The 24,413-nt window shown below is 70.2% G+C and carries 23 protein-coding genes, 1 tRNA gene and 1 other RNA gene; 13 read left to right on the plus strand and 12 right to left on the minus strand.

Going from position 1 to position 24,413, the window contains the following annotated elements; all coding sequences use genetic code 11:
- Nucleotides 1-14: 14 nt before the first annotated feature.
- Both FVP77_RS01470 and FVP77_RS01475 read right to left on the minus strand, forming a co-directional pair.
- Complete coding sequence (locus tag FVP77_RS01470) at nt 15-1,001, minus strand: FAD binding domain-containing protein (protein WP_222707687.1); 987 nt, start codon at nt 999-1,001, stop codon at nt 15-17.
- Nucleotides 1,002-1,092: 91 nt separating this feature from the next.
- Entirely contained in the window at nt 1,093-1,923 is an 831-nt protein-coding gene (locus tag FVP77_RS01475) for a PucR family transcriptional regulator (protein WP_147892929.1), read from the minus strand.
- Between the two features lie 269 nt (nt 1,924-2,192).
- Here FVP77_RS01475 and FVP77_RS01480 point away from each other — a divergent pair, with 269 nt between their 5' ends.
- The 8 genes from FVP77_RS01480 (at nt 2,193) to FVP77_RS01515 (ending at nt 9,648) form a co-directional block, all read left to right on the plus strand.
- On the plus strand, nt 2,193-2,918 hold the full coding sequence (locus FVP77_RS01480) for an alpha/beta fold hydrolase (protein ID WP_147892930.1): 726 nt from the start codon (nt 2,193-2,195) through the stop codon (nt 2,916-2,918).
- A complete protein-coding gene (locus tag FVP77_RS01485; RefSeq protein WP_147892931.1) occupies nt 2,911-4,560 on the plus strand; it encodes an MFS transporter in 1,650 nt (549 codons plus the stop codon). The genes FVP77_RS01480 and FVP77_RS01485 overlap by 8 nt, the downstream gene beginning before the upstream one ends.
- Nucleotides 4,561-4,683: 123 nt before the next feature.
- A complete protein-coding gene (locus tag FVP77_RS01490) occupies nt 4,684-5,520 on the plus strand; it encodes an aquaporin (RefSeq protein ID WP_147892932.1) in 837 nt (278 codons plus the stop codon).
- Nucleotides 5,521-5,541: 21 nt separating this feature from the next.
- Complete coding sequence (locus FVP77_RS01495; protein ID WP_147892933.1) at nt 5,542-5,925, plus strand: nuclear transport factor 2 family protein; 384 nt, start codon at nt 5,542-5,544, stop codon at nt 5,923-5,925.
- Nucleotides 5,926-5,958: 33 nt separating this feature from the next.
- Nucleotides 5,959-6,243, plus strand: coding sequence for a hypothetical protein (locus tag FVP77_RS01500; RefSeq protein ID WP_147892934.1), 285 nt, complete (start codon nt 5,959-5,961; stop codon nt 6,241-6,243).
- Between the two features lie 137 nt (nt 6,244-6,380).
- The gene (locus FVP77_RS01505) at nt 6,381-7,607 is read left to right on the plus strand and encodes a cupin domain-containing protein (RefSeq protein WP_147892935.1); all 1,227 of its coding nucleotides are present in this window, start codon (nt 6,381-6,383) and stop codon (nt 7,605-7,607) included.
- 90 nt (nt 7,608-7,697) lie between these two features.
- On the plus strand, nt 7,698-8,603 hold the full coding sequence (locus tag FVP77_RS01510; RefSeq protein ID WP_147892936.1) for a helix-turn-helix domain-containing protein: 906 nt from the start codon (nt 7,698-7,700) through the stop codon (nt 8,601-8,603).
- 10 nt (nt 8,604-8,613) lie between these two features.
- Nucleotides 8,614-9,648 carry a Dyp-type peroxidase gene (locus FVP77_RS01515; protein WP_147892937.1) on the plus strand — a complete coding sequence of 345 codons (1,035 nt, stop codon included), beginning with the start codon at nt 8,614-8,616 and terminating at the stop codon, nt 9,646-9,648.
- A gap of 6 nt (nt 9,649-9,654) precedes the next feature.
- Here the strand turns inward: FVP77_RS01515 and FVP77_RS01520 are convergent, their stop codons facing one another.
- A complete protein-coding gene (locus tag FVP77_RS01520) occupies nt 9,655-10,257 on the minus strand; it encodes a TetR/AcrR family transcriptional regulator (protein WP_187266773.1) in 603 nt (200 codons plus the stop codon).
- A gap of 156 nt (nt 10,258-10,413) precedes the next feature.
- On the opposite strand from FVP77_RS01520, the gene FVP77_RS01525 reads away from it, so the two are divergent.
- Nucleotides 10,414-11,325 carry a helix-turn-helix domain-containing protein gene (locus FVP77_RS01525; RefSeq protein WP_147892939.1) on the plus strand — a complete coding sequence of 304 codons (912 nt, stop codon included), beginning with the start codon at nt 10,414-10,416 and terminating at the stop codon, nt 11,323-11,325.
- Here the strand turns inward: FVP77_RS01525 and FVP77_RS01530 are convergent.
- From FVP77_RS01530 to FVP77_RS01560, 7 genes are all read right to left on the minus strand, one after another.
- Nucleotides 11,223-11,759, minus strand: a complete 537-nt coding sequence (locus FVP77_RS01530) for an MmyB family transcriptional regulator (protein WP_147892940.1) — start codon at nt 11,757-11,759, stop codon at nt 11,223-11,225. The two genes, FVP77_RS01525 and FVP77_RS01530, sit on opposite strands and share 103 nt — an antisense overlap.
- Before the next feature lie 71 nt (nt 11,760-11,830).
- Nucleotides 11,831-12,814: a GlxA family transcriptional regulator gene (locus FVP77_RS01535; protein WP_147892941.1), complete on the minus strand. Its 984-nt coding sequence runs from the start codon at nt 12,812-12,814 to the stop codon at nt 11,831-11,833.
- 95 nt (nt 12,815-12,909) lie between these two features.
- A complete protein-coding gene (locus FVP77_RS01540) occupies nt 12,910-13,110 on the minus strand; it encodes a hypothetical protein (protein WP_147892942.1) in 201 nt (66 codons plus the stop codon).
- A gap of 266 nt (nt 13,111-13,376) precedes the next feature.
- Nucleotides 13,377-13,461, minus strand: a tRNA-Ser gene (locus FVP77_RS01545).
- 70 nt (nt 13,462-13,531) lie between these two features.
- A complete protein-coding gene (locus tag FVP77_RS01550) occupies nt 13,532-15,850 on the minus strand; it encodes a transglutaminase TgpA family protein (RefSeq protein ID WP_147892943.1) in 2,319 nt (772 codons plus the stop codon).
- The gene (locus FVP77_RS01555) at nt 15,837-17,096 is read right to left on the minus strand and encodes a DUF58 domain-containing protein (protein WP_246133929.1); all 1,260 of its coding nucleotides are present in this window, start codon (nt 17,094-17,096) and stop codon (nt 15,837-15,839) included. Before FVP77_RS01555 ends, FVP77_RS01550 begins: the two co-directional genes overlap by 14 nt.
- Nucleotides 17,093-18,118 carry an AAA family ATPase gene (locus FVP77_RS01560; RefSeq protein WP_147892944.1) on the minus strand — a complete coding sequence of 342 codons (1,026 nt, stop codon included), beginning with the start codon at nt 18,116-18,118 and terminating at the stop codon, nt 17,093-17,095. Before FVP77_RS01560 ends, FVP77_RS01555 begins: the two co-directional genes overlap by 4 nt.
- A 113-nt stretch (nt 18,119-18,231) precedes the next feature.
- On the opposite strand from FVP77_RS01560, the gene ffs reads away from it, so the two are divergent.
- An RNA gene (gene ffs / locus FVP77_RS01565) (signal recognition particle sRNA small type) lies at nt 18,232-18,328 on the plus strand.
- Nucleotides 18,329-18,335: 7 nt separating this feature from the next.
- Here the strand turns inward: ffs and FVP77_RS01570 are convergent.
- Nucleotides 18,336-19,028 carry an NUDIX domain-containing protein gene (locus FVP77_RS01570; protein ID WP_147892945.1) on the minus strand — a complete coding sequence of 231 codons (693 nt, stop codon included), beginning with the start codon at nt 19,026-19,028 and terminating at the stop codon, nt 18,336-18,338.
- Complete coding sequence (locus FVP77_RS01575; protein WP_147892946.1) at nt 19,025-20,065, minus strand: DUF1266 domain-containing protein; 1,041 nt, start codon at nt 20,063-20,065, stop codon at nt 19,025-19,027. The genes FVP77_RS01570 and FVP77_RS01575 overlap by 4 nt, the downstream gene beginning before the upstream one ends.
- A gap of 102 nt (nt 20,066-20,167) precedes the next feature.
- Between FVP77_RS01575 and pta the strand changes: the two genes are divergently transcribed.
- The 3 genes from pta (at nt 20,168) to FVP77_RS01590 (ending at nt 24,405) form a co-directional block, all read left to right on the plus strand.
- Nucleotides 20,168-22,321, plus strand: a complete 2,154-nt coding sequence (gene pta / locus FVP77_RS01580) for a phosphate acetyltransferase (RefSeq protein WP_147892947.1) — start codon at nt 20,168-20,170, stop codon at nt 22,319-22,321.
- The gene (locus tag FVP77_RS01585) at nt 22,318-23,592 is read left to right on the plus strand and encodes an acetate/propionate family kinase (protein WP_147892948.1); all 1,275 of its coding nucleotides are present in this window, start codon (nt 22,318-22,320) and stop codon (nt 23,590-23,592) included. The genes pta and FVP77_RS01585 overlap by 4 nt, the downstream gene beginning before the upstream one ends.
- 75 nt (nt 23,593-23,667) lie before the next feature.
- Nucleotides 23,668-24,405 (plus strand): HAD family hydrolase, encoded by a 738-nt coding sequence (locus FVP77_RS01590; protein ID WP_147892949.1) that lies wholly within the window; start codon nt 23,668-23,670, stop codon nt 24,403-24,405.
- The last annotated feature ends 8 nt before the right edge of the window (nt 24,406-24,413 follow it).

Here is a 24,413-nt window from a genome sequence, read left to right on the forward strand (position 1 = left end):
CCAGCGCCATCGCATCACCGGCGGCTTTGGCGGCCCCCATGGCGGTGCGGCCGGACGACCGCGGCGGCGTCGCCGACGAGTGCGACGGACTCCGTCGACATCTGCGGGGCGACGTAGTCGTAGATCGCTTGGAGGAACGGCCGCGATTCCGCGGCGATCGCCTGCGCGAACTCGCGCGGCAGTTCCGTCGCCGCATTCCGCACGAGCGATTCCCGGAGGTCGGCGGGGAGGTCCCCGGGCGCGAGCGAACTGTCCGTCGGCCCGTGCCCGCACTCGACCATGAGACTCGCCAGGTCGGGAAGCGGCATCGACCGGTACCAGACCCAGTTGTATCGCCGGAGCCCGCGGGTCGTCTGTCCATCGCCACCCGGGACGAGGTATCCCAGCATGTGGGCGCGCGGTGCGGTGTAGAAGGCGAACCGGTCGAGGAGGACACCCGCCGCCGGCTCCGGGAGCGCACCCTCCGGGATGAGGCCCCGCCACGTCACGTACCCCACGTAGCGGTTGGCCGACCGGCCCGGCGCGACATGCGTGCGGACGACGGAGTTCAGGCCGTCGGCACCGACGACCAGATCGAACGCGAGCTCCTCACCGTCTTCGATCTGCACCACGGCTCCGCCGCCCTCCGCTCGCACGGCCGTGACCGCGCTTCCCAGGCGGTACTGCCCGCTCGGAATGAGCGCGCGCAGCCCCTCATAGAGGTAGTCCCATGAGAGTTGGGTCTGCGGTGTGGGGTCGCGGTAGACGATGTCGCCTCGGCGGTCGAGCGTGATCCGTTCTCGGGCCTCCACGCCGGATCGCGTGACGGCGTTCAGACCCAACCGCGCCATGACGTCGAACAGGTCCTGCTGGCCGACGAGTCCCGCGCCGCGCCGCGCCAAGCCCGCCCGCGATCGTTCGAGGACTGTCACGTCATGCCCTGCCCGGTGCAGCAGTGCGGCGCTGAACAGGCCGGCGAGGGACCCTCCGGCGACTCCCACGCGAAGAAGTGAACCGGTCATGGAGTGACTCCTGTCGAATGCATGGGGTGACGGTATCGGCGCGGCCACCGGCGGCGCTCCGACGTTCGCCGAACGTTCGCTTCGTGCGAGGTCAGATGCGGCCCGTGGCCTCCCAGAGCCGGACGAGCTTCAGCGCGACGTGAAGAGTGCTGCGCTTGATCCCGTCGTCGAGAGCCTCGCGGACGACCTCGGGCATGCGCTCGAGGCGGTAGTAGAGGGTCGTCCGGTGGACGAAGAGGATCGCGCATGCCGCCACGACGTTGGCGCCGACGTCGAGGTACGTCTCGATGGTCCGGCGTTGGCTTCCGTCGCCGTCGGAGTAGAGAGCGTGCGCGGCCGGGGAGATGACGTGGAGGTGAGCCGGGTCGGCCGACGCCGAGGCCAGCAGGAGCCATCCCCCGAGCTCGCTCGCGTCCGCCGCCGGGTGGAACTGCGGCAGTGCGGCGGCGAGGGAGGCGGCGATGATCGCCTCGTCCGCGGCGCTGCGGATGTCTTCCGTTCCTCGCGCAGGCGATGCCGTGCCGATTCCGAGAATCCGGATGTTCCGCTTCGCGCCTTCCCGGAGGATGGCGTCCTCCATTCCGCGATCGGAGGGGTGGCCGACCAGCACCACCATGCCGGCGCGCACTGCCACGAAGTGCGAGGGAACGGGACGCAGGTGCGCGAGGTGACGCGCGAACGAGATGCGCTGGGCATCGCTCACCGCTGCATCGATGAGGAGGGCGCGAACGACCGTGCCGTGCTCACGATGCAGCCACCGTTGCCGGAGCGCACGGGCGTACGCGGTGCGCCTGACCGACTCGTCATCGTCCAACAGGTCCTTCAACACCGCTTCCCGGTCGGGTAGGGAAGCCGCGAGCGGGGTCGCGGTGCCCTGCAGAGCCGAGTGCACAGGGGACGAGGTCGTTTCCATTGTTCTCATGAGCGCTCTCCTATCCGGGCCGGGCTCCTCATGTGGCGTCCTGCCGGCGAGAGCGGACACGCAGCCACACCGAAGTCGAGTCGCCCTCATACGACCGCTTTCGCGGCGGCAGCACCAGGAAGAACACAGGCAGAACTTCGGCCCTGTCCGCACGGACGCAAGGGAGAGGGGCATCGCCGCTTCGACGTCTCCGACTCTTGTCGGAAGGTTGTGGGCGCCCCCGTTCCTAGATTCGTCTCAGCATCAACGGAACGACCGTGAGGTATCCCATGACAGAACGCGCCACGGTCGTCCTCGTCCATGGCGCATTCGTGGATGCGTCGAGCTGGTGGCCGGTGGTGCTGCGCCTCCTCGGCAGCGGACACCGTGTTCTCGCTCCTGCCGTCGGAGGCCGCAGTCTGGATGGCGACGGCAGGTACATCCGCAATTTCGCAGAACGCGTGGGCGGCCCGGTCCTCCTGGTCGGTCACGGCTACGGTGCAGCGGTCGTCACCGTCGCCGGAGGTGCGCGAAACGTGGTCGGGCTGCTCTTCATCGCCGGCTACGCACTCGAACAGGGGGAGAGCATCGCGCAGATACGCGACGCGTTCGCCCCGACCGCGATCTCCCAGCACCTCGTCCCCGCCATGTTCTACGGCGATGACGGCGAACCCGGCACCGAGATCACCGTCGCCGTCGACGAGTTCCCTCGCCTCCTGGCCGAGGGGCTTCCCGAGGATGAGGCGTCGGTGCTCGCTGTCTCGCAACGGCCCATGTCCGTGTCCGTGCTCACCGAACGCGCCAGCGGAGAGGCCTGGCGGACCATACCGAGCTGGGGAGTCGTCTCGACCGAGGATCTGACGATCAGTCCCGACCTGCAGCGCTTCGGGTACCGACGAGCACGATGCCGTGACATCGCGGCCTTCGAGGCGCCGCACCTCGTCATTCAGACCCACGCCGCCGAGATCGTGAGATTCATCGACGACATCCTCGGGGAGATCGCCGCCGATGGCTGACCAGCAGCTCGAGCCTCCCCCCGCAGCGAAGCATCGCGAGTGGGCGTCGGGATTCGCCCCCCTGACCGTTCCCATCTTCCGGCTGGTGTGGCTCGCATCCATCATCAGCAACATCGGCAGCTGGATGCAGACCGTCGGGGCCCAGTGGCTGCTCGTCGAAGCCGACAGCTCCGCCCTGCTCGTAGCCCTCGTTCAGACGGCGTCTGCAGCACCGGTGCTGATGTTCGCCATCCCGTCCGGCGTCATCGGCGAGTTCCTCAATCGGCGCCTCGTGCTGCTGTACTCGCAGGCGATCCAGTTCATCGTCGTCCTCGTGCTGACCTACCTGACCTGGGCAGGCCAGACGACCACGACGATCCTCCTGGCGTCCACGTTCGTGCTCGGAACCATCTCCGCCATCCAGCTCCCCGCCTTCCAGGCTCTCGTGCCCGACATCGTCCCGCGGAACATGCTGGTCGACGCAGCCAGCCTCTCCTCCATCGGGGTGAACATCGCGCGGGCCGTGGGCCCCGCGATCGCGGGTCTCGTCGTCGCGCAGTTCGGGGTCGCCGCGGTCTTCCTCCTCAACGCGGCCTCCTTCGTGGTGTTCCTCGGCGTCCTGCTCTTCTGGAAGACCTACAGGCCACCCGTCGCACGGCACGAACCCTTCGTCGATGCGACCCGGGCCGGTACGCGATATGTGCTGCATTCCCGGATCGTGCGGCTCATCCTGCTTCGCCTGGCGATCTTCCTGGTGCCCGCCAACGCGCTCTGGGCGCTCCTCCCGATCATCGCCGGAGGGTCCCTCGGGCTCTCCGCGAGCGGCTACGGACTCCTGTTGGCCGCGCTGGGCGCAGGCTCCATCGTGGGGGCGTTCGTGCTCCCGTGGGCCCGGCGGGTCGCCGCCTTCAACGGGGTCGTGCTCGCCTCGTCGGCCGTCTTCGGCGCGGGGCTCGTCGTCCTCGTCGTCTCACCGACGCTGTGGGTGACGTTCCCGGTTCTCGTGGCCACGGGCCTGGCGTGGATCGGGGTGATCGCGACCATCAACGGCACCATCCAGGCGTTCCTCCCGGTCTGGGTGCGCACTCGAGGTCTGTCGTTCTACCAGCTCGTGCTCTTCGGCGGCACAGCCGTCGGATCCGCCCTCGCGGGGACACTCGCCGCCGTATGGGACCCCGGGGTCGTCGTCATCGGAGCGGGGATCCTCTGCGGGCTGGGTGCGCTCTCCCTGCTCGTCTGGCCCCTGCCGAAGACCGAGGGCATCGGGCGCGACATCGTCGAGGTCCCGGGGGTCGACGACGAGCCTCGCGCAGACGGTCGCGACGACGCGGCCGTGCTCGTCCTCATCCGCTATACCGTTCCGGAGGACCGGAGAGCGGAGTTCCTGACGGTCATGTCGCAGGTCAGACAGACCCGGCTGCGCACGGGAGGCCGCGACTGGCAGCTCTACGCCGACGCGGGTGACGCCGACCTCGTCGTGGAGGCATTCACCGTGGGGTCGTGGCGGGAGCACGTGAGCCAGCACGAGGGCCGCGTCACCGAGTTCGACGGCGAGCTGATCTCCCGCGCCTGGGCGATGAGCGCCACCACCCCCGTCGCGACGCACCTTCTCGCGCTTCCACATGCGGGACGTCCGCCGAACCGGCGCCACGGCGGGGGATGAACCCGGGTATCACCGGACGGCACGGCGCCCGGCGGACGGGTCTCGGCGACGTCGCGACGGAAGTCGAAGAGCGGTCGCTCGCCTCCTCGCTACATTCGGCCTCACCCACCTCGAGGAGCAGCCGTGCATGAGAACGAACCCCCGACGCCGTCCAGCACTCCGCTCCGGTTGGCGGCCGAGTTCACCGGGACGTTCCTCCTGGTGCTCGGAGTCGTCGGGGCTGCCGTCTTCGGCTCGTCCTTCGAGGGCGGCGACGGCGGCCTGGACATCGGCTTCCTCGGCGTCGCCCTCGCCCTCGGACTGACCGTCGTGGGTGGCGCATACGCGTGGGGCCCCGTCTCCGGCGCTCATTTCAACCCCGCCGTGACCCTCGGTCTCGCCGTGGCTCGGAGGTTCGGCTGGCGACTCGTCGGCGGCTACATCGTCGCGCAGATCCTCGGGGGCATCGCCGCATCCTCGCTCATCGTCGCCGTCGCCTCCGGCGGCCCCGACTCATTCCTCGGCACGGCCCTGGCCGGAGGGTTCGCGTCGACGGGATGGGGCGATCTCTCCCCGGGAGGCTTCTCGCTCGGGTCCGCCTTCCTCATCGAGGTCGTCACCACCGGAGTGTTCGTCGGAGTCATCCTCGGCGTCACGGGCTCCCGCGGAGACCGGGCCACCGGCCCGCTGGCCATCGGCCTGACGCTGACGCTCATGGCCCTCATCGCCATCCCCGTCTCCAACGGCTCGTTCAATCCGGCCCGCTCTCTCGCCACCGCCATCTATGGGGGACCGGTCGCCATCGGACAGGTGTGGATGTCGGTCGTCGCCCCGACCCTGGGCGCCGTCCTCGCCGGCGCCGTCGCGCTCGTCGTCTCCAGGCCACCCTCCCGGGTCGCCGACCATTCGGCCACCGGCGGAGCGGATCCGTCACGCGCGGTTCCGCGACCGGCGGGCCCCGTCTCCGAATCCGCCGCATGACCACGTGAGACGGCATCGGACATGGATGAGATCTCACGCGCCGCGAACTCCGCCATCGAGCAGCTCGAGCTCGAACTGATCGTGCGCGACTTCATCACCGTCCTCAACGAGGGCTCGACGCGCGAACTGCACGCGTTCCTGGCTGATGACATCCGCTATCAGCCTTCGGCCGAGCGCACGATCTGCGGACGCTCTGCGGTGGTCTCGATGATCGAAGACATCAAGCACACCTTCGAGGAGTGGCGCACCTCCATGGTGAGCGTGGCTGTCACGGGCGACGTCGTCCTCGCCGAGCAGTCGTTGGTCCTTCGGCTCCCCGGCTGCCGACCCCACCTCGTCATGGGCTTCGCGAGCTTCCGCCTGGAGAGCTCGCGTATCGCCGCCTGGCACCAGATCCACGCCTAGTACCCCACCCGCACCGCTCGCAGAGGAGACCCCATGACCGACCAGCCGCCGCTCGCACACCTGTCCGAGAACCACCGCAACACGCTCTACCACCTGGAGCGCCACCCCACCTCGCACAACCTCGAGTGGCCGGACGTCCTAGCGCTGCTGAAGGAGGTCGCCGACGTGACGGAGCAGCACAACGGCACGTTCCGTGTGCGGCTGGGAGAGTCCGAGCTCTTCCTCTCCAGGCCGCACGACAAGGACGTCGATGAGCAGACGGTCATGGACGTGCGCCGGCTTCTCCGCGAGAACGGGACCGCCACGGGGCGGAAATAGCCGGCCGTGGCGTCGGCGCGTCGTTCCCCGCCGAAATCTTCTGCATCTGTCTGAGACCTCGAGTGTTCCGTGAGGGTGTGCTGGGAACGCGAGCCCACGCTCGCACGACGGTCGCGAGCACGAACGGAGCCTCCACCATGGAAGACAACGACAGTCCCACCCCGCACCACGAGTCGCCGAGGTTCGGCAACCCCGACCTCCCGCCGGAGGGCGAGTCGAACACCGTCGACGACCCGGCGAGCCTCACGATGACCGGGCCTCAGAACCCGGTCGTGGAAAGCCAGTTCCCCAATCAGATCGACGCCCCGGGCACCGACATCTCCACGCAGGCGCTCTTCTGGTCATCGTTCAACATCTCCCCGAGACGCGTGCAGCGCGGCGGGTGGGCCCGCGAGCTCACCAAGCAGGACTTCGCGATCTCGGAAGAGATCGCCGGCGTCAACATGTACCTCGAGCCCGGGGGCATCCGAGAGCTGCACTGGCATCAGACGGCGGAGTGGGCCGTCATGACCCGGGGCCGTTGCCGCGTGACGACGATCAGCCGGTCCGGGCGTCCGAGCGTCGAGGACGTCGAGGAAGGCGATCTGTGGTTCTTCCCCGGTGGAACGCCTCACTCGCTGCAGGGGCTCGGACCCGACGGCGCCGAGTTCGTGCTGGCGTTCGACGACGGAGCGCAGTCCGAGTCGAACACGCTCCTTCTCACGGACTGGTTCGCCCACACCCCGCCCGACGTGCTCGCGAAGAACTTCGGCGTCGCGCAGGAGGTCTTCGCCGACATCCCGCTGCACAATCTCTGGATCTTCCCCGGGGAGGAGCCCGGCGATCTCGCCACGGACCAGGCCGACGCGGGCGTCGAGTGGGGGGCGGCGGAACCCATCATCTTCCGACTGTCGCGCTCGCAGCCGCTGCACAAGAACTCGGGCGGCAGCATCCAGATCGCGGACAGCACGAACTTCCCGCTGTCCGACACCGTCGCTGCCGCCCTCGTCACCATCGAGCCCGGGTCGATGCGCGAGCTGCACTGGCACCCCAACGCCGATGAGTGGCAGTACTACCTCCGCGGGTCGGCTCGGATGACCGTGTTCAACACCGGCCCCCACGCGAACACCACGGACTTCCGCGCGGGGGACGTCGGCGTCGTGAAGAAGAACTCCGGCCATTACGTCGAGAACACCGGCGACGACGTTCTTCAGTTCCTCGAAGTGTTCAAGGCGCCCAAGTACGAGGAGATCTCGCTGGCGAACTGGCTGGCCCACGTCCCGCCGTCGCTGCTGTCGGCGCACCTGAACATCGATGAAGAGACTCTCGCCACGTTCCCGCGGGGCGCGCAGGGAATCACCCCCGTCCGCACGCGGACGTCGTGATGCGCACCGGAGGGTAGTCCTCGCAGGGCCACGCGCCACGCCCGCCTCCGCTCGTAGCTTGGGGGCACGCCAGCTACGAGCGGAGGCCCCGTGAACGTCAGCCTGAGTACCTTCGACCCCGATGAACCTCGCCCCGACGACGTCGACCCCAGAGCGTCCCTCGTCGCGCAGCTCGTCGGACCCGACCCGGGCGTGCGCCGGGAGGCGCTGCGCGCGGCTCGTAACCGCCGGTGGGTGGACGCATACGGCGAGGTGGTCGTCCGGGCGGTCGCCGTCGAGGGGAGCGCGGCGGCGCGTCGAGAGTTCCAGCACGCGTTGACCGTGTCGGGGCGCGGGCACACGCTCGTTGTCGACGACGGCGTCGTGGTCCTCTTGGTCACCTCCGCTCATCGGAGCGAACTCGACATCGACGAATGGGCGCGGAGCGCAGCCCTTCGCGCCGGCGTGCGGGTGGTCGGCCCGATCGGTTCCGCCGACGTGCGCGCCGACGAGGACGACCTGCGACGAGCCGCCGACGACGCACGCGCCACCACCGAACTCCTCCTGCTGCTGGGCGGAGACGCCATCGGGACCACGCGGTCGGAGGACCTCGGCATGTGGCGGCTCCTCCACGGCATGACCGGTTCGCCCGAGCTGGTCGCCGCGGCCTCGCCCGCCGCGGACGAGCTGTGGCGCTCGTCAGATCAGATGCGGCGGGCCACGGTGGAGGCCTACCTGGACGCGGGATGCAGCGTGGCCGTCGCCTGCCGCGCGCTCTTCATCCATCGGACCACGCTGTACTACCGGCTCGAGAGCATGTCGGGCACGGTGCGCGACGCGCTGGCCGACGGACTCCAGCGCAGCACGCTCCACCTCGGATTGAAGTTCCTCCGGCTCTGGGACAGCAGGAACCGCGCCGACAGCGCATCGTGGTCGTCGCCCGGCGGCGCAGGCGCCACCATCACCCCGATCGGCTCTCGACAGACGTCGAAGCGCCCATCGCTCACGGCGCCCTAGGTTCGGGATCGTGAGCAACTCCTTCTCCCGCCGCGTCCCCATCGAGGCGCAGAAAGTCGATGCGCCCCTGACCTCGAGCGCGACCTTCCTCGTGGTGACGGTGGCAGAGGGGGCGGATGCTGCGGACACGGTCCGGGACGTCATCAGCGGGATCGACGACATCACCAAGAACGTCGGCTTCCGCGACCTCGACGCCCAGCTTTCCTGCACCGTCGGCATCGGCTCGCGCGTCTGGCCGCGGCTCACCTCGCGACCCGCTCCTGTCGGGCTCCACCCGTTCACCGAGTTCGCCGGCGCGAAGCACACCGCCCGCAGCACGCCGGGCGACCTGCTCTTCCACATCCGTGCCAACCGCCACGACCTCGCGTTCGAGTTCGAACGCCAACTCCTCGACGCCTTCGGGGGCGCGGTGACCGTCGTCGACGAGACGACCGGCTTCCGCTACTTCGATGTCAGAGACCTGCTCGGATTCGTCGACGGCACCGCGAACCCCGTCGGCAACGCCGTCGCCGAGTCGACGCTCGTCGGCGACGAGGACCACGACAACGCCGGCGGCAGCTACGTCGTCGTGCAGAAGTACCTCCACGACCTCGACCAGTGGCAGGCGCTGACGACCGAGCAGCAGGAGAGCATCATCGGCCGGAAGAAGGCCGACAACGTCGAGTTGGACGACGCCGATACCGGCCAGAAATCGCACAAGACCCTGTCGACCATCGTGGTCGACGGGGTGGAGCATGACATCCTCCGCGACAATATGCCCTTCGGGAGCCCCGGAACGTCTCTGTTCGGCACCTATTTCATCGGCTATTCGCGACACCTGTGGGTCACCGAGAAGATGCTCGAGCGGATGTTCGTCGGCGACCCGCCCGGGCTGTACGACCGGATCCTGGACTTCTCCGAGGCGGTGTTGGGGTGCACGTTCTTCGCTCCGTCCGCAGATTTCCTCGGCGGGCTCGCAGACGATCCGACGCCGGCGCCGCCGACTGGTCCGATGTCGCTCGACGACTACCTGGGAGTGGGCGACGCGGGGTCGTCGCCGTCGTAGCGAGGGCTATGCCGCGCGCATCCGCGACGCCAGATCGCGGGTGGCGGCGACGACGTCTTCCAAACGGGCCAAGGACGCACCCGTCCTGCTCACGTGGATGATCCCCTGCGAGACGAGCAGGATGTGCGCCGCGAGGGGCCGGACGCCGTCTGCGGCCAGGAGGATCTCTCCGGACCCCGCGCTTTCGGCGATCCTCGCGGCGAGGATCTCCTCCATGCGCGCATTCGCATGGTCGCCGATGGCGAGCACCTCCGGAAAACGTGATCCGAGCTCGGCGATGCTGTTGAGCATCAAGCAGCCGCGCCGGTCGGGGTGGCCGGTGCAGTCGCGCACGATCTCTGCGAGATAGTTCTCGACCGCATCCTCGAACGTGCCGTCGTGACTCGCGACGATCTCGTCGACCACGGCCACGCGGGCGTCGCAGTACCTCGCGAACACGGCGACGAACAGGCCGAGCTTGCTCCTGTATGCGCCGTAGATGCTGCCGTTTCCGACACCCGCAGCCGTCGCGATGTCCTCGATGGAGGTGCGTTCGTACCCGTTCCTCCAGAACAGGTCCTGAGCGGCATCGAGCAACGCCTGCTGGTCGAAGCTGCGGGGGCGCGGCATGGCACCAAATGTAGCCGCACGCCCGGCGGCGGGGAGCGGAAGATCCATCGTGGCCAGATTCAGCTCATGTATGGCCAGACGGCGGCTCACCGTTGCGGTAACGACGCCTCCAGAATGTGTGCATCGTGACCTGCGTGGCGATTCGGGGGTGGGGCTATGACCGGCAACGGGCCGCTCGCTGAGTTCCTCGCATCGCGGCGCGGGCAGCTCCAGCCGGAGGACGTCGGCATCGCGCGGGAACGGGGTCGGCGGGTCGCGGGACTCCGGAGGTCCGAGGTGGCCGACCTGGCGGGTATCAGCGTCGACTACTACCTCCGCCTGGAGCAGGGGCGGGACCGCCAGCCGTCCGCGCAGGTACTGACGGCCCTGAGCCGTGCTCTGCGGCTCGACCGCGTCGCGGACACCTACCTGCACCGCGTGGTCCAGTCATCGGGCGGGCGGCGGCGCGCTCCGCGACCCGCGCTCCTCGAGAACGCGGAGGAGATCCTGCGGACGTGGGGCGAAGCTCCCGCGTACATCACGGACGCGCACCACGACATCGTCGCCGTGAACCGCGCGGCGACGGCCGTGGCTCCCGGCTACCTGCGGCCCGGTCGCAATCTCCTCCTGGACGTCTTCGCCGCCTCGGACAGCATCCACGATGACGACAGCTGGAACGACACGGCCAGACGGCTCGTGGCGGCGTTGCGGTTCCAGTCGGACCCGTCCAGTCCGCGACTGCACGAGATCCTCGGGACGCTCTCCGTCGAGCATCGCCGATTCCGCCAGCTGTGGTCGCTGCACGAGGCGTTCCCGCAGACCACGGGGGTCACGATGAGCCACATCGAAGGTCACGGGTGGGTGGATCTCCGATGGCTGACGCTCGACGTGCCGGGCGAGGTGGGGTACTTCGTGACGACGTTCTACGCCGATGCCGGCTCCCCGGGCGAGGCCGCGCTGGCCGGCATCAGCGGCGGGGGCCGCGATCACTCGGTGATGCGGCCGTTGCCCACGATGGACGCGAGCGTCGTCAGTTTGGCCTCGGCCTCCGAGTCCGCACCGAACAGCAGCATGAGAGCCTCTGCATGAGTGTCGTCCACCCACTCCTCGTGGTACACCAGCCGGAGCTCTCCGACCGCGGTGCCCAGGAACGTGGCTTCGCCCTGGCGCGCGGGAGCGGCTTCCGCGGCCCACGCCTCTGAGAACGAGGCGCTCATCGCCGACAGCTCGCCGACGATGCGACGAAACGGGCCGTCCTCCCTGTGCCGGTCGAGCGATTCGCGCAGCATCGCCGCGATCTGAGTCGTCGCCGCATCCCACCCGTCGTTACCGGCGTGGCCGGCCGCATCGACGAACGCATACCGCGCCAGGTTGACTCCTACGGCGAATGCCGGCGAGATCGCGCGAGCCAGGGGGTTCGATGCGAGGACGGTGAGGTGCCGGTCCCTCACCAGAACCGGCGCGCCGGCGAAGGACGAGACGTGCGCGCGCAGCGACTCGGAATCATGACGGTCACCACTCATGCAGCGAAACTACTTTCCCGGCAGGCGGTGAAGGTGGCCCCCGCGAGAACACCCAGCGCGCTGACGGCCGGTCAGATCTTCGGCGGCTCGGCGATGCCGTCACCGGTGGTCTGGAAGCGCTTCTGATAGTCGGACGGAGTCGTGCCGTAGCGGGCGGCGAAGGCGCGACGGAAGGCGACGGTGCTCGGGTAGCCGGCGACGCTCGCCGTCTCGGACACCGCCCGACCCTCCTCGAGCAGCCCGAGGGCGAGATCCAGGCGCATCGACCCGGCGTACTCGATCGGCGTCATGCCCAGCTCGTCGCGGATGACTCGGTTCAAGTGGCGAATGCTGACGTTGGCGTGTGCGGCGAGATCACGCAGCGACGTGGGCCGGGCGGGATCGCTCGCGACGTAGTCGGCGACGGCGCGCGCGACGCTCGTGCGCGGGGGACTCACGCGGACGGAGGCGGAGAACTGCGATTGTCCGCCCGAGCGGCGCATGTAGACGAGCAGGAGCTGGGCCACGGATCGGGCGACGTCGGCACCGAAGTCGTCCTCGACGATGGCGAGGGCGAGGTCTATGCCGGCGGCGACGCCTGCCGAAGAGTAGACGTCGCCATCCCGCACGAAGATCGAGTCGGGGCGCACGTTGACGGCGGGATAGGTGTCGGCGAGCGCGTCGGTGAACTTCCAGTGGGTGGTCGCGGTCTTACCGTCCAGCAGGCCCGTGCGTGCCAGGGCGAATGCGCCGCTGCAGATCGAGGCGACCTTCGTGGCGCGGGCGGCGAGCGCGAGGATCGCGTCGCTGACGGCCGGATCGTCGTAGACGGCGGGTGCATATTCGCTCCCCGGGATGATGATGAGATCCAGGGGATCATCGCCGGCCGCCGGTCCGTCGACACCGACCCGCAGGCCCATCGACGTCGTCACGTCGTTGCCGTCCGGTGAGAAGAAAAGCGTCTCGTAGCCGTCGACGCGCTGGTTGGCCTCGGTGAAGACCTCGGCCGGGCCGATGAAGTCGAGAGCTTTGACCCTGTCGAACACCAGGATTCCGACTCGTTTCCGTCCGCTCATCAGCGCGAGCGGATGTCGGGTCGCGAGGCACGCGTCGTCATGGGCTCATCCTCTCCGATAGGCGCCCCGGAGCATAGCCTCGAGGTCGCGGGACCTCAGTAGTCCGAGCGGGTCTCCACCTCGATGTCGACCTCGGTCTCATCCTCCGCCCATGCCTCCAGGGCGGCTCGGAGCTGGCGGTGCAGCCATTCCGCGGGCAGGTGCTCGCCATCCGTCTCGAGAGCGGTGAGCCGGGCGATGCGCTCGTCGACCGTTCCGCTCAGGTCCGTCGGGGCCGCGTCGTTCGTCTCGGTCATGTCACTCCTCGATTCCGGGTCGCCCCGGTCGCCGTAACGGCGTATTCCGCAGGGCGGACGTGCGGTCAGGATACGTGCGCGTGCCGGGTGACGTCTTCGGCGAATGTCGAACGAATCCGGGAGCTTCGAATCCCTCCGCGCCGATCGCCGACACACGCGGATCGGCCGAGACACCGCGCCTGGCGTGATGTCTCGGCCGAAAACAGTGTCTCGGCGGAAAGAGAAGAAGACGCCGCCCCTTCGGGACGACGTCTTCTTCTCGGCGGCGGAGGATAGGGGATTCGAACCCCTGAGAGCTTTCACTCAACACGCTTTCCAAGCGTGCGCCATAGGCCACTAGGCGAATCCTCCATGGCCGCGAAGGGCCGACGAACATCCTACCCCGGGTGCGGGACCGACCCGTGCCGAGCCCGGTGGATGCTCACGCCGTCGTCTCGCGCGGGGGCCGTGCCCTCCCGCCGGCGAAGGCGCTGCCCGGCCGGATCACGAGCGAGCGTGGCAGCACGCGCGCGAACGACCGGCGGAGGGGAGAGGCGGCGCCGAGCAGGCTCGCGCGGGTCGACTCGACGGCATCCGCCCATCGTCCGCCGTCCGCCGTCCGCCCATCGCCGGCGTAGCTCGCGCGCTCGATGGCCCCGACCAGCGTCGCCACCGCCGCCGGATCGGCCCCCTCGCCGGCGAGGCGCGCGCCGAACGCGCGCGGCGACTCCGACGCGGGCGCGGGGATCCCCAGGTCGATCGCGAGCTCCTGGATCGACAGCCACGCCGCCGCCGCCTCGCCGCGGCCCGCGGCGGCCAGCAGCCGCCGGCGCCGCACCTCGCGCGTCGCCCCGGGCGCCGCCAGCACGAGCAGCAGGGCGAGCGACGCGGCGAGGGGCCAGAGGGCGATGGATGCGGCGGAGCCGCCCCGACCCGCCGACATGCCGTCCTGGTCGTCGAGCGGGTCGAGGCCGGCCGAGGAGGTCGGAGTCGGGGTGGCCGTCGGCGCCTGTGCGCTCGGCGCCGTCGTCGGGGTCGAACCGGGTGCGCCGGTCGTGCCGGAGGCGAAGTTCGTCGGGCTTCCGAGGCTGTTGGTCGGCTCGAAGGGAATCCAGCCGATCCCCTCGAAGTGCACCTCCGGCCAGGCGTGCAGCTGCGTGCTCTCGACCGAGTAGATCGTCTCGCCGTCGTCCTGGGTTCCCGCGCTGGTTCCCGGGAGGTACCCGACGACGATGCGCGAGGGCATCCCGAGGGTGCGCGCCATCACCGCGAACGCCGAGGCGAAGTGCACGCAGTACCCTCGACGGGCATCGAGGAAGTCGGCGATCGCGTCGACGCCCGTGCCGTCGAAGCCGTCCGAGACGGGGGCGTCGAGCGAGTAACCGAACAGCGGACCGCGGAACCACGACTGCAGTGCCACGAGGGCGTCGTAGTCGCTCCGGGTGTCGGCGGTCACCTCCTGTGCGGTCTCGGCGATCACCGACGGGATCTCATCGGGGAGGTCGTAGAGCGTGAGGTCTCCGGTGCCGCCGGCCGACCGCGCGCGGATCTGCTCGAGGGTCGGCTGCGGGAGCGAGGTCGAGATGTCGTAGGACTGCCCCTGCACCGACCCGGACGACGTGTCCACCGTGCGGTTGTCGGTCTGGATCGACCATTCGCCGTCGAGCCCCGACACGTCCGTCGCCGGATACGGGACCGGCGCCCACCGGCTGTTGAGGTTCACGATGTCGACCGTCGTCGAGGAATCGACGATCTCGATCCCTTCGTCGAGGGCGACGGCTGCGAGATCGGACGCGGCGTCATCGAGCCCGACGGCGTCGCCCCCGTCGGGCTGCCACACCGCGCCGTCGAACTCCGACAGCGTCGCCACCCGGAGGTAGGGCGCTCGTGCCTCGGTCGTGCTCAGCTGCAGCACCTCGACGGCGCCCGGCTGCCGCAGGTCGTCGCCGAGCTCGAGCGTGGGGTCGATGGTGGCGCCGCCGATGTTGCCGCCCGATCCGCCCGCGCGGGCGACCGGCGAGGGGAGGAGGGGGGCAGCGACCATCGCGACGATGACGGCGACCGCACCGATGCCGAGCGCGGCGCCCGGCGCCACCGGCGATCGACGGGTCGGGGCGGCGGCCCCGGGCGTGGCGGCCGCAGCGGCGGCACGCTGCCGCGCGCGCGTGTCGACGGCGAGGAGGAAGAGGATGCTGCCGGCGAGGAACACGAACGCGATGATGTCGACGTCGCCGGGTACGGCGATCGACGGGATGATCGACACGGCGATCACGCCCACGGCGGCCAGGAGCGGCATCCGGGCGGTCACCACGACGTGATCGAGGGCGACCGCGAGCAGCCCGATAGAGGCGACGATGAGGAACGACAGTGCCGCTCCGGCCTCGAGGGGAGCGGCCCCGAGGGTCACGTCGTCGACGGCCGTGCGCACCAGCACGTTCACGAGCGAGAACGTGTCGGGCGTCGGAACGATGCCGAGCAAGCCCGTGCCGCGGCCGAAGACCGCCGTGACGACGGCCATCCAGACCAGGAGTTCGACGACGCTGACCACCACCGCCGGGAGGCGCAGACGTCGCAGCGCGAAACCGACGCCCAGGACGGCGCCGATGAGGCCGACGCCCCCCGCCACCCACGCCCCAGGATCGACGACCCGCAGGAGCGGCATCATGGCCGCCGCGAGCGCGAGCCACAGCCCGAGGGCCAGGGCGAGGTCGACCGTCGCCGGCCTCGGTGCGGCGGGCGTGCGCCGCTCAGCCCCCGACATGCGTCGCCCCCCGCTCCATCGCCGTCTCCCAGGCGTCGCCGAGCTCGGCCTCGGAGAACGCTGCGCCCGTGTGCCAGCCGCGGTCGCGCAGTCGGGCCAGCGCATCGGACGACGGGGCGGCGGCGATCACGACGGGCATCGACGAGTGGTGCGCGAGAGGAGCCAGGGCGAGGGCGTCCTCGACCCGCAGGCGACCCGTGACGACGATCACCGGGCCCGTCTGATGGCCGGCGAACATCCCCGCGGTGCGGGCGATGCCGTCGCCGCGCCGAGCGGTGAGGGTCGCGAACTGCGTGGCGAGAGCGTCGATCTCGTGCAGATCTCCGCCGGGCACGGGCTCGGCGAGGGCGGCGCCGTCGGTGTCGAGCACCTCGACCGTGTACCCGTCGCGCACGAGCCGGGCGACGATGGCGACGGCGGCGGCCACCGCGGTCTCGAAGGAGTCGTCGGCGCCCGGCGCCCGAAGGGCCTCGGGACTCCACTGGGCGGCGCCGCGGTCGAGGATGACAGTGGCCTCGGGGCTCGTCTCCTCTTCTTCCTGGCGCACCATGAGGGTGTCGCGATGCGCCGTGGCACGCCAGTGGATGCGCCGCATCGAATCACCGGGTGCGTACGGACGGGCGACGAGGTTGTCGGCGCCCTGCCCCAGCTGGGTGCTGGCGGTCTCGCGAGTGCCGCCCGTCTCGCCCGACGACCCCCGGAACACCGGCAGCTCGATGACGCGCGGGGCGACGGTGACCTGCGTCTTCCCCCCCAGCCTCATGCGGCGGCGCGCGAGACCGAACGGGTCGGTGACGGTGAGCCCGAACGGGCCGAGATGATGGATGCCGCGGATGCGCCCCTCGACGGTGTAGCGCAGCTCGACGGCGCGCTCCCCGCCGCGCATCGCCGACCCGACCGCGGGGAAGACGCCGCGGGCGCGGGCGACGAGTCCCGCCGGCACGGTGTCGTCCCAGGTCCCGGGCGAGGTCGGCAGGGCGTTGCGCACGCCGACCCGCACGGTCACCACGCTCTCGCGCCCGACGGTGGCGACCTCGGGGGAGAGCGAGCGGGAGACCGCATCGATGCGGCGCGTGAACCACAGCGAGATCACGCTGAGAACCAGCACCGCCGCCAGTAGCGCGGCGAAGTAGACGAGTTCGATGAGACCGGCTTCGTGCGCGACGACGAAGCCTGCGACGCAGAGCGCGAGCGCGCCGGTCCCTCGCAGTGTGAGCGGCCAGACGCGGCGCACGAACCCCATCATGTCCGGACGGCGAGTGGCACCCGGACGCTCGCGGCGACCTGGGCGAGGACGGCGGCGACGGCCTCCGCGCCGGAACGTCCGCCGGCGGCCGCGCGGGTGGGGATGAGGCGGTGGGCGAACACGGGGGCGAGGAGCGCGGTGAGGTCGTCGGGGATCACGAATCCGCGCCCGTCGAGAGCGGCCCGCACCTTCGCGGCGCGGATCAGCTGCAGCGTGGCCCGCGGGCTCGCGCCCAGGCGCAGATCCGGGTGGGTGCGGGTGGCGTGTGCGAGGGCCACCGTGTACTCCTCGAGCGAGGGGGCGACGTGCACGGCGCGCGCCCAGGCGATGAGGTCGCGCACGCGCGACGCGGTGACCACCGGCTCGACGCTCTCGAGGGGGTTGATCGTGTCTCGCTGGCGGAGCATGAGCGCTTCGGCCGCAGCATCCGGATACCCCATCGAGATGCGCATCATGAAACGATCCCGCTGAGCCTCGGGGAGCGCGTACGTGCCCTCCATCTCGAGCGGATTCTGCGTCGCGACGACGAGGAACGGATCGGGCAGCGCGTGGGTGCTGCCGTCGACGGTGACCTGGTGCTCCTCCATCGCCTCGAGGAGGGCCGACTGCGTCTTGGGGGAGGAGCGGTTGATCTCGTCGGCGATGACGATGTTCGCGAACACCGCCCCGCGCTTGAACTCGAACTCGCGGGCGACGGGGTTGAACACCGAGACCCCGGTGATGTCGCCGGGCAGGAGATCGGGGGTGAATTGGATGCGGTGCACACTCGCGTCGACGGAGGCCGCCAGGGCACGGGCGAGCACGGTCTTGCCGACGCCCGGCACGTCCTCGATGAGGAGGTGCCCCTCGGCGAGCAGGGTGATCAGCGCGGTGCGGACGGCTTCGGGCTTGCCGTCGATGACCCGCTCGACGGACCGCGTGATCCCGCGGGTGAGGGCTTCGAACGAATCGGCCGTGATCGGCTGGCCGTCCGACTCGTCGCGGGTGATTCGGCGTCGAGTGGCTGAGACGGTCTGGTCCATGCGTCTTCCCCCGGGTGCGGACGGCGGGGCCGTTCCCACCGTTACGCAAGCGTAACCTCTGGCCGCGGGCCTGGGCCGGGAGGTGCCTGTGTGCGATGTCGGCTAGACTCGTCGTCGGCTCTCCGCGTGGCGGCATCCAGGCCAACTCCCCCAGGACGGAAACGTAGCAAGGGTAACCAGGCTCTACCGGGTGCGCGGAGAGTCTTTTCTTTGCCCGTCAGCCGGTCGTCGAGCCCGTCGGTGCGTGCGGTCGGAACGGGCCGTCGAGCACCGCCCACTGCAGCAGCATGATCGTCTTCGCATCCTGGATGCGGCCATCGCGGATGCGGGCGAGAGCCTCGTCGATGTCGAGCTCGATCAGCTCGATGTCCTCGCCCTCTTCGGCCAGGCCCCCGCGGTCGCCGTCGCGCGACCCGCCGTCGTACGCGGCCGCGTAGAAGTGCAACCGCTCGGTGACCGAGCCCGGGCTCATGTAGACGTCGAAGACGTGCGCGATCCCGCCGATCGCTACCCCCGTCTCCTCCTCCGCCTCGCGTCGGATCGCCGTCTCGGGATCGTCGTCGTCGAGGAGTCCGGCGGCCGTCTCCACCAGCATCCCGTCGGGGTGGTCGTTGACGTAGACGGGATAGCGGAACTGCCGGGTCAGCAGAACCGTGCGCCGGCCGGCGTCGTAGAGCAGCACGGTCGCGCCGTTGCCGCGGTCGTAGGTCTCGCGCTGCTGCGTCGCCCATTCGCCGTCGGAGTCCTGGTAATCGAGGGTCGTCTTGCGCAGCACGTGCCAGCTCGACGCCAGCAGCTCGACGTCGCGCACCCGCACCCGGGGGTTGCGGTCGAGGTCGAGGCCCGTGCGGTGCAGGCCCGTGCGTCCGCGCCCGTCGGGGACGTCGGCGCCGGGGAGGTGCGCGCTCATCCGGCGGTTCCCGCCTCGTCGGACGTGCGCGATCTCTGCGGGTACGGCACGGATGCCGCCGGCCACCCGTTCTCCCGGAGTCCCGCGAGGTTCGCCCGCAGGTTCTCGACCGCCTCCAGGGAGTTCGAGCGGAACGCCGTGGCGAGCACGAGCGCGTTCGCGTAGTCGTCGTAGTCGTCGTAGCGGTCGAAGGCCTTGGCGGCGACCTGAGCGAGCAGCTCCCACGCGCGGTCGGCCGTCAGGTAACCCGCCATGTAGGCGTAGCGGATGCCGCCGATGGTGCGCTCCACGTCGCCGGCGAGCATCAGCTCCGGTTCGCGTCCGTCGGCGGGCTGCGAGAGCTCCAGCACGTCGAACACCGTCACCCCCGCGATCGTCGCCACGCGCGAGGTCATGATCTCGGCGTCGGGGGAGGCGGCGACCTCGGCGAATCCTGCGGAGAGGCGTCCTTCGGCGAGGAAGTCGGCGACGAACACCTCCACGTCGGTGGTCGAGGCGATCTTGTAGTTGTCGTCGAGCGACGTGCGCAGTCTGGCCAGCGTCGTGTGCGGCAGCGCGGGCCACGGCGTGCCCTTCTGGCCGTCGGCCCACTTGGCGCGGATCGCCGCCGGCAGTTCGACCCAGGCGAAGGAGAAGGCGAGCGAGGAGTTCCAGCCGCCGAACGAGTAGTCGCTCGCCGCATCCAGCGCGAGGATCTGCTGCTGCTCCTGCGTGATCGGGGTCGCACCTGTCGCCGCCAGGTAGGCGGTCTGCGCGCGACGCATGGCCCCCGCATCCCATCGCGAGAGCACGGCGGAGGCCACGATCAGCGCGACGACGAAACCGGCGACTCCGCCGAAGAACGGATCGACGATCCCCGTCTCGAGGGCCACGGCGAAGGCGATCGAGCCGACCGTGAGGCCGATGGCCGTCGTCACCAGGGCTCTGGTCGCCTGGCGTCGGGGCGTTCGGCGGCGATCCGCCTCGACGATCTTGGCGTAGCGCGATCGGGCCCGCACGGGGAACTCGGAGTCGCCGATGTGGTTCTGCAGAGACATGGTGACCGCCTTCGAGGATGAGCGACTCCACGCTACCGAGTGTTCTCACGAGGTCGAGAGATCCCCAGGTTCGCGCGGCCGGTCGCCGCCTACGCTGGAGTCGTGGCGCAGAGCATCTACATCACCTCGGCCGAAGGACACTCCGGCAAGTCCAGCGTCGCGCTGGGCGTGCTCGACGCGCTCAGCCGCGCGACCCCCCGGGTGGGGGTGTTCCGGCCGATCGCGAGATCCACGGTGGAGCGCGACTACGTGCTCGAGATGCTGCTCGCCCACGACGGCGTCGACCTCGACTACGACGAGTGCGTCGGCGTCACCTACGACGACGTGCGCGCCGATGCCGATGCCGCTCTCGCCCGCATCGTCGAGCGGTACAAGGCCGTCGAGGCCCAGTGCGATGCGGTCGTCATCATCGGCTCGGACTTCACCGACGTCGGCAGCCCGGCCGAGCTCGCCTACAACGCGCGGATCGCGGCCAACCTCGGGGCGCCCGTGCTCCTGGTCGTCGGCGGCCGCGCACACCAGGGGCTCAGCGAGCACCTGGGTGCGAGCCTTCCCCGCACGCCCGACGAGATGGGGCAGATCGCGTCGCTCGCCCTCGTCGAGGTCGTGCACGAGCGGGCCGAGATCTTCGCGGTGATCGCCAACCGCGTCGACCCCGACGCGCTGGACGAGACCGTCGCCGCCGTGAAGGCCGTCGCCGACGCTCAGCCGCTGCGCACCGCCGCTCCCGGAACGGGGATCCCCGTGTGGGCCCTCCCCGAGGACCGCTTCCTCATCGCCCCCTCGGTGCGCGGCGTGTTGCGCTCCGTCGACGGCGAGCTGCTCAAGGGCGACCCCGAACTGCTCACCCGCGAGGTGCTCGGCGTCGTCGTCGCCGGCATGTCGATGGTGAACGTGCTCCCGCGCCTGACCGAGTCGGCGATCGTCGTCATCCCCGCCGACCGCACCGAGGTGGTGCTCGCCACTCTGCTCGCGAACGCATCGGGCACGTTCCCCTCGCTCGCCGGGATCGTGCTGAACGGCGGATTCCCACTGCCCGAGACGATCGACACCCTTATCGACGGGCTCGGCTCATCGCTCCCGATCATCGCCACCGACCTCGGCACGTACGAGACCGCCGTGCGCATCATGAACACGCGCGGCCGGTTGGCGGCCGACTCGCAGCGGCGCTACGACACGGCGCTCGCGATCTTCGAGAAGCACGTCGACATCTCCGAGCTGACCCGCACGCTCGGGGTCGCGCGTCCCTCGGTCGTCACCCCGCTGATGTTCGAATACGCGCTGGTCGAGCGCGCGCGCTCCGACAAGCGGCGCATCGTGCTGCCCGAGGGCGACGATGATCGTGTGCTCCGCGCGGCAGCGACCGTGCTCGCACGGGGTATCGCCGATCTCACGATCCTGGGCGAGGAGATCGAGGTGCGCAACCGCGCGATCGAGCTCGGGATCGACATCCGCGACGCGGAGGTGCTCAGCCCCTTCGATGCGGTGCACGTCGCGAAGTTCGCCACCGAGTACGAGCGCCTGCGCGCCCATAAGGGCGTGACGTACTCGCAGGCGGCCGACACGGTGACCGATGCGTCGTACTTCGGCACGCTGATGGTGCATCTGGGCATGGCCGACGGGATGGTCTCGGGTGCGGCGCACACCACGGCGCACACCATCCGGCCCGCGTTCGAGATCATCAAGACCCGACCCGGCGTCTCGGTCGTCTCGAGCGTTTTCCTCATGGCGCTCGCCGACCGCGTGCTCGTCTACGGCGACTGCGCGGTGATCCCCGATCCGACGAGCGAGCAGCTCGCCGACATCGCGATCTCGTCGGCCGAGACCGCCGAGCAGTTCGGCATCGAGCCTCGGGTGGCCATGCTGTCGTACTCGACGGGCGAGTCCGGCACCGGCGCCGACGTCGAGAAGGTGCGCGCGGCGACGTCGCTCGTCCGCGAGCGCGCCCCCGAGCTGCTCGTGGAGGGCCCCATCCAATACGACGCGGCCGCCGACGCCGCGGTGGCCAAGGCCAAGATGCCCGACTCCGACGTCGCGGGACGCGCGACGGTGTTCGTCTTCCCCGACCTCAACACCGGCAACAACACGTACAAGGCCGTGCAGCGCTCGGCCGGCGCCGTGGCGATCGGCCCGATCCTGCAGGGTCTGAACAAGCCGATCAACGACCTCTCGCGCGGCGCCCTCGTCGACGACATCGTCAACACGATCGCGATCACCGCGATCCAGGCCCAGAGCGAGAAGGGGGATGCTGCGTGAGCGCGGTCCTCGTCGTCAACAGCGGTTCCTCCTCGCTGAAGTACCAGCTCCTCGATGCCGACACCGAGGAAGTGCTCGCCTCCGGTCTGATCGAACGCATCGGCTCGTCGACGGGCTCGAGCGACGATCGGGGCATCGCCACGCACACGGTCACCTCCGCCGCGTTCCGGCGCGCCGGCTCGGCGCTCGCCGACGGACCGGCGGCGGCCCCGACGGTGCTCGACGCCACATCGACCATCGAGCGCGCGATCCCCGACCATTCGGCTGCGTTCGGGGTCATGCTCGACGCCTTCGCCGAGTACGGCCCCACCCTCGACGAGTACCCGCCGGTGGCGGTGGGGCACCGGGTCGTGCACGGCGGAGCCCGCTTCTTCGAACCCACCCTCATCACCCCCCTCGTCGAGATCAACATCGATGAGCTCTCGGTGCTCGCACCGCTGCACAACCCCGCCAACCTCGCGGGCATCCGCGCCGCCCGGAAGGCCTTCCCCGACGTCCCGCACGTCGCGGTCTTCGACACCGCCTTCCACCAGACCCTCGCCCCGGCCGCCTACACCTACGCCATCGACGCCGCGTTGGCCGAGGCCCACCGCATCCGGCGCTACGGGTTCCACGGCACCTCGCACAAGTTCGTCAGCGAGGCCGCCGCCGCCTTCCTCGACCGCCCTCTCGACGAGCTGAAGCAGATCGTGTTCCACCTCGGCAACGGGGCATCGGCGGCCGCGATCGACGGGGGCCGCTCGGTCGACACCTCGATGGGCCTCACACCCCTCGAGGGCCTCGTGATGGGAACGCGTTCGGGCGACCTCGATCCGGCCGTGCTCTTCCACCTCGCCCGCCGGGCGGACATGTCCACGGGCGACCTCGACGACCTCCTGAACAAGAGGTCGGGCATGCTGGGTCTCGCCGGTGTCAGCGACATGCGCGACATCCAGGCGGGGGTCGCGCGCGGCGAGGACGCCGCCACCCTGGCCTGGAACGTCTACATCCACCGCCTGCGTGCGTACGCCGGCGCCTACCTCGCCCAGCTCGGCGGCGTCGACGTCATCTCCTTCACCGCCGGCGTCGGTGAGAACGCGCCCGACGTGCGCGCCGGGGCGCTCGCGACCCTGGGGTTCGCCGGGATCGAGATCGATCACGAACGCAACGCGGCCCGCGGCCGGGGCATCCGCGTCATCTCCACCGATGCGTCGCCCGTGACGGTGCTGGTCGTACCCACGAACGAGGAGCTCGAGATCGCCCGTCAGACCCTGGCCGTGGCCCGCACCTGACCGGTCGCCTCGGGCCGCTACGCTGTACGCACGGCACGACGGAGAGCCGCCGCATCCGTTCCCCCAGGAGGTCCCGTGCCCGACGAGCTTTCTGCGCTGCCCGACCTCACCGCCTACGAGGCCGTGCTGTTCGATCTCGACGGCGTGCTCACGCCGACCGCCGAGGTGCACATGCACGCGTGGCGCGTGATGTTCGAGAAGCTGTTCGCCGACTGGAACATCTCGCGGCCCTACACCGACGCCGACTACTTCGAGCATCTCGACGGCAAGCGCCGCTACGACGGCGTCGCGAGCCTGCTGCGCAGCCGCGACGTCGAGGTGCCGTGGGGCGAGCCGAGCGACCCGCCCTCCGCAGACACCGTGAGCGGCATCGGAAACCGGAAGAACGACGTCTTCCGCCAGGTGCTCGAGAACGACGGCATCGCCCCGTATCCGGGCTCCCTCGCCCTCGTCGAGAGACTGCGCGCCGCCGGGGTTCCCGTCGCGGTGGTGTCGAGCTCGAAGAACGCCGAGGACGTGCTGACGGCCGCGGGCATCCGCGATCTCTTCCCCGTGGTGATGGACGGTCTGATCGCCGAGCGCGACGACCTCGCCTCCAAGCCCGCGCCCGACGTCTTCCTCGAGGCGGCACGGATGCTGGGGGTCGACCCCGCCCGTTCCGCCGCCGTCGAGGACGCGATCAGCGGCGTGCAGTCCGCAGCGTCCGGCGGCTTCGCCCTCGTGGTGGGCGTCGACCGCGGTACCGGCGCCGAGGCGCTTCGCGACGCCGGGGCGACGGTCGTCGTCGACGACCTCAGCGCGTTCGTAGACTGACCCACCGA

Origin of the sequence: Microbacterium hatanonis, from assembly GCF_008017415.1 — a bacterium.
Taxonomy (GTDB): domain Bacteria; phylum Actinomycetota; class Actinomycetes; order Actinomycetales; family Microbacteriaceae; genus Microbacterium; species Microbacterium hatanonis.

Coding starts and splice junctions, on each gene's coding strand:
- FVP77_RS01470 (WP_222707687.1), bottom strand. CDS start 1,001: ATGACCGGTTCACTTCTTCGCGTGGGAGTCGCCGGAGGGTCCCTCGCC.
- FVP77_RS01475 (WP_147892929.1), bottom strand. CDS start 1,923: ATGAGAACAATGGAAACGACCTCGTCCCCTGTGCACTCGGCTCTGCAG.
- FVP77_RS01480 (WP_147892930.1), top strand. CDS start 2,193: ATGACAGAACGCGCCACGGTCGTCCTCGTCCATGGCGCATTCGTGGAT.
- FVP77_RS01485 (WP_147892931.1), top strand. CDS start 2,911: ATGGCTGACCAGCAGCTCGAGCCTCCCCCCGCAGCGAAGCATCGCGAG.
- FVP77_RS01495 (WP_147892933.1), top strand. CDS start 5,542: ATGGATGAGATCTCACGCGCCGCGAACTCCGCCATCGAGCAGCTCGAG.
- FVP77_RS01500 (WP_147892934.1), top strand. CDS start 5,959: ATGACCGACCAGCCGCCGCTCGCACACCTGTCCGAGAACCACCGCAAC.
- FVP77_RS01505 (WP_147892935.1), top strand. CDS start 6,381: ATGGAAGACAACGACAGTCCCACCCCGCACCACGAGTCGCCGAGGTTC.
- FVP77_RS01520 (WP_187266773.1), bottom strand. CDS start 10,257: ATGCCGCGCCCCCGCAGCTTCGACCAGCAGGCGTTGCTCGATGCCGCT.
- FVP77_RS01525 (WP_147892939.1), top strand. CDS start 10,414: ATGACCGGCAACGGGCCGCTCGCTGAGTTCCTCGCATCGCGGCGCGGG.
- FVP77_RS01530 (WP_147892940.1), bottom strand. CDS start 11,759: ATGAGTGGTGACCGTCATGATTCCGAGTCGCTGCGCGCGCACGTCTCG.
- FVP77_RS01535 (WP_147892941.1), bottom strand. CDS start 12,814: ATGAGCGGACGGAAACGAGTCGGAATCCTGGTGTTCGACAGGGTCAAA.
- FVP77_RS01540 (WP_147892942.1), bottom strand. CDS start 13,110: ATGACCGAGACGAACGACGCGGCCCCGACGGACCTGAGCGGAACGGTC.
- FVP77_RS01550 (WP_147892943.1), bottom strand. CDS start 15,850: ATGTCGGGGGCTGAGCGGCGCACGCCCGCCGCACCGAGGCCGGCGACG.
- FVP77_RS01555 (WP_246133929.1), bottom strand. CDS start 17,096: ATGATGGGGTTCGTGCGCCGCGTCTGGCCGCTCACACTGCGAGGGACC.
- FVP77_RS01560 (WP_147892944.1), bottom strand. CDS start 18,118: ATGGACCAGACCGTCTCAGCCACTCGACGCCGAATCACCCGCGACGAG.
- FVP77_RS01570 (WP_147892945.1), bottom strand. CDS start 19,028: ATGAGCGCGCACCTCCCCGGCGCCGACGTCCCCGACGGGCGCGGACGC.
- FVP77_RS01575 (WP_147892946.1), bottom strand. CDS start 20,065: ATGTCTCTGCAGAACCACATCGGCGACTCCGAGTTCCCCGTGCGGGCC.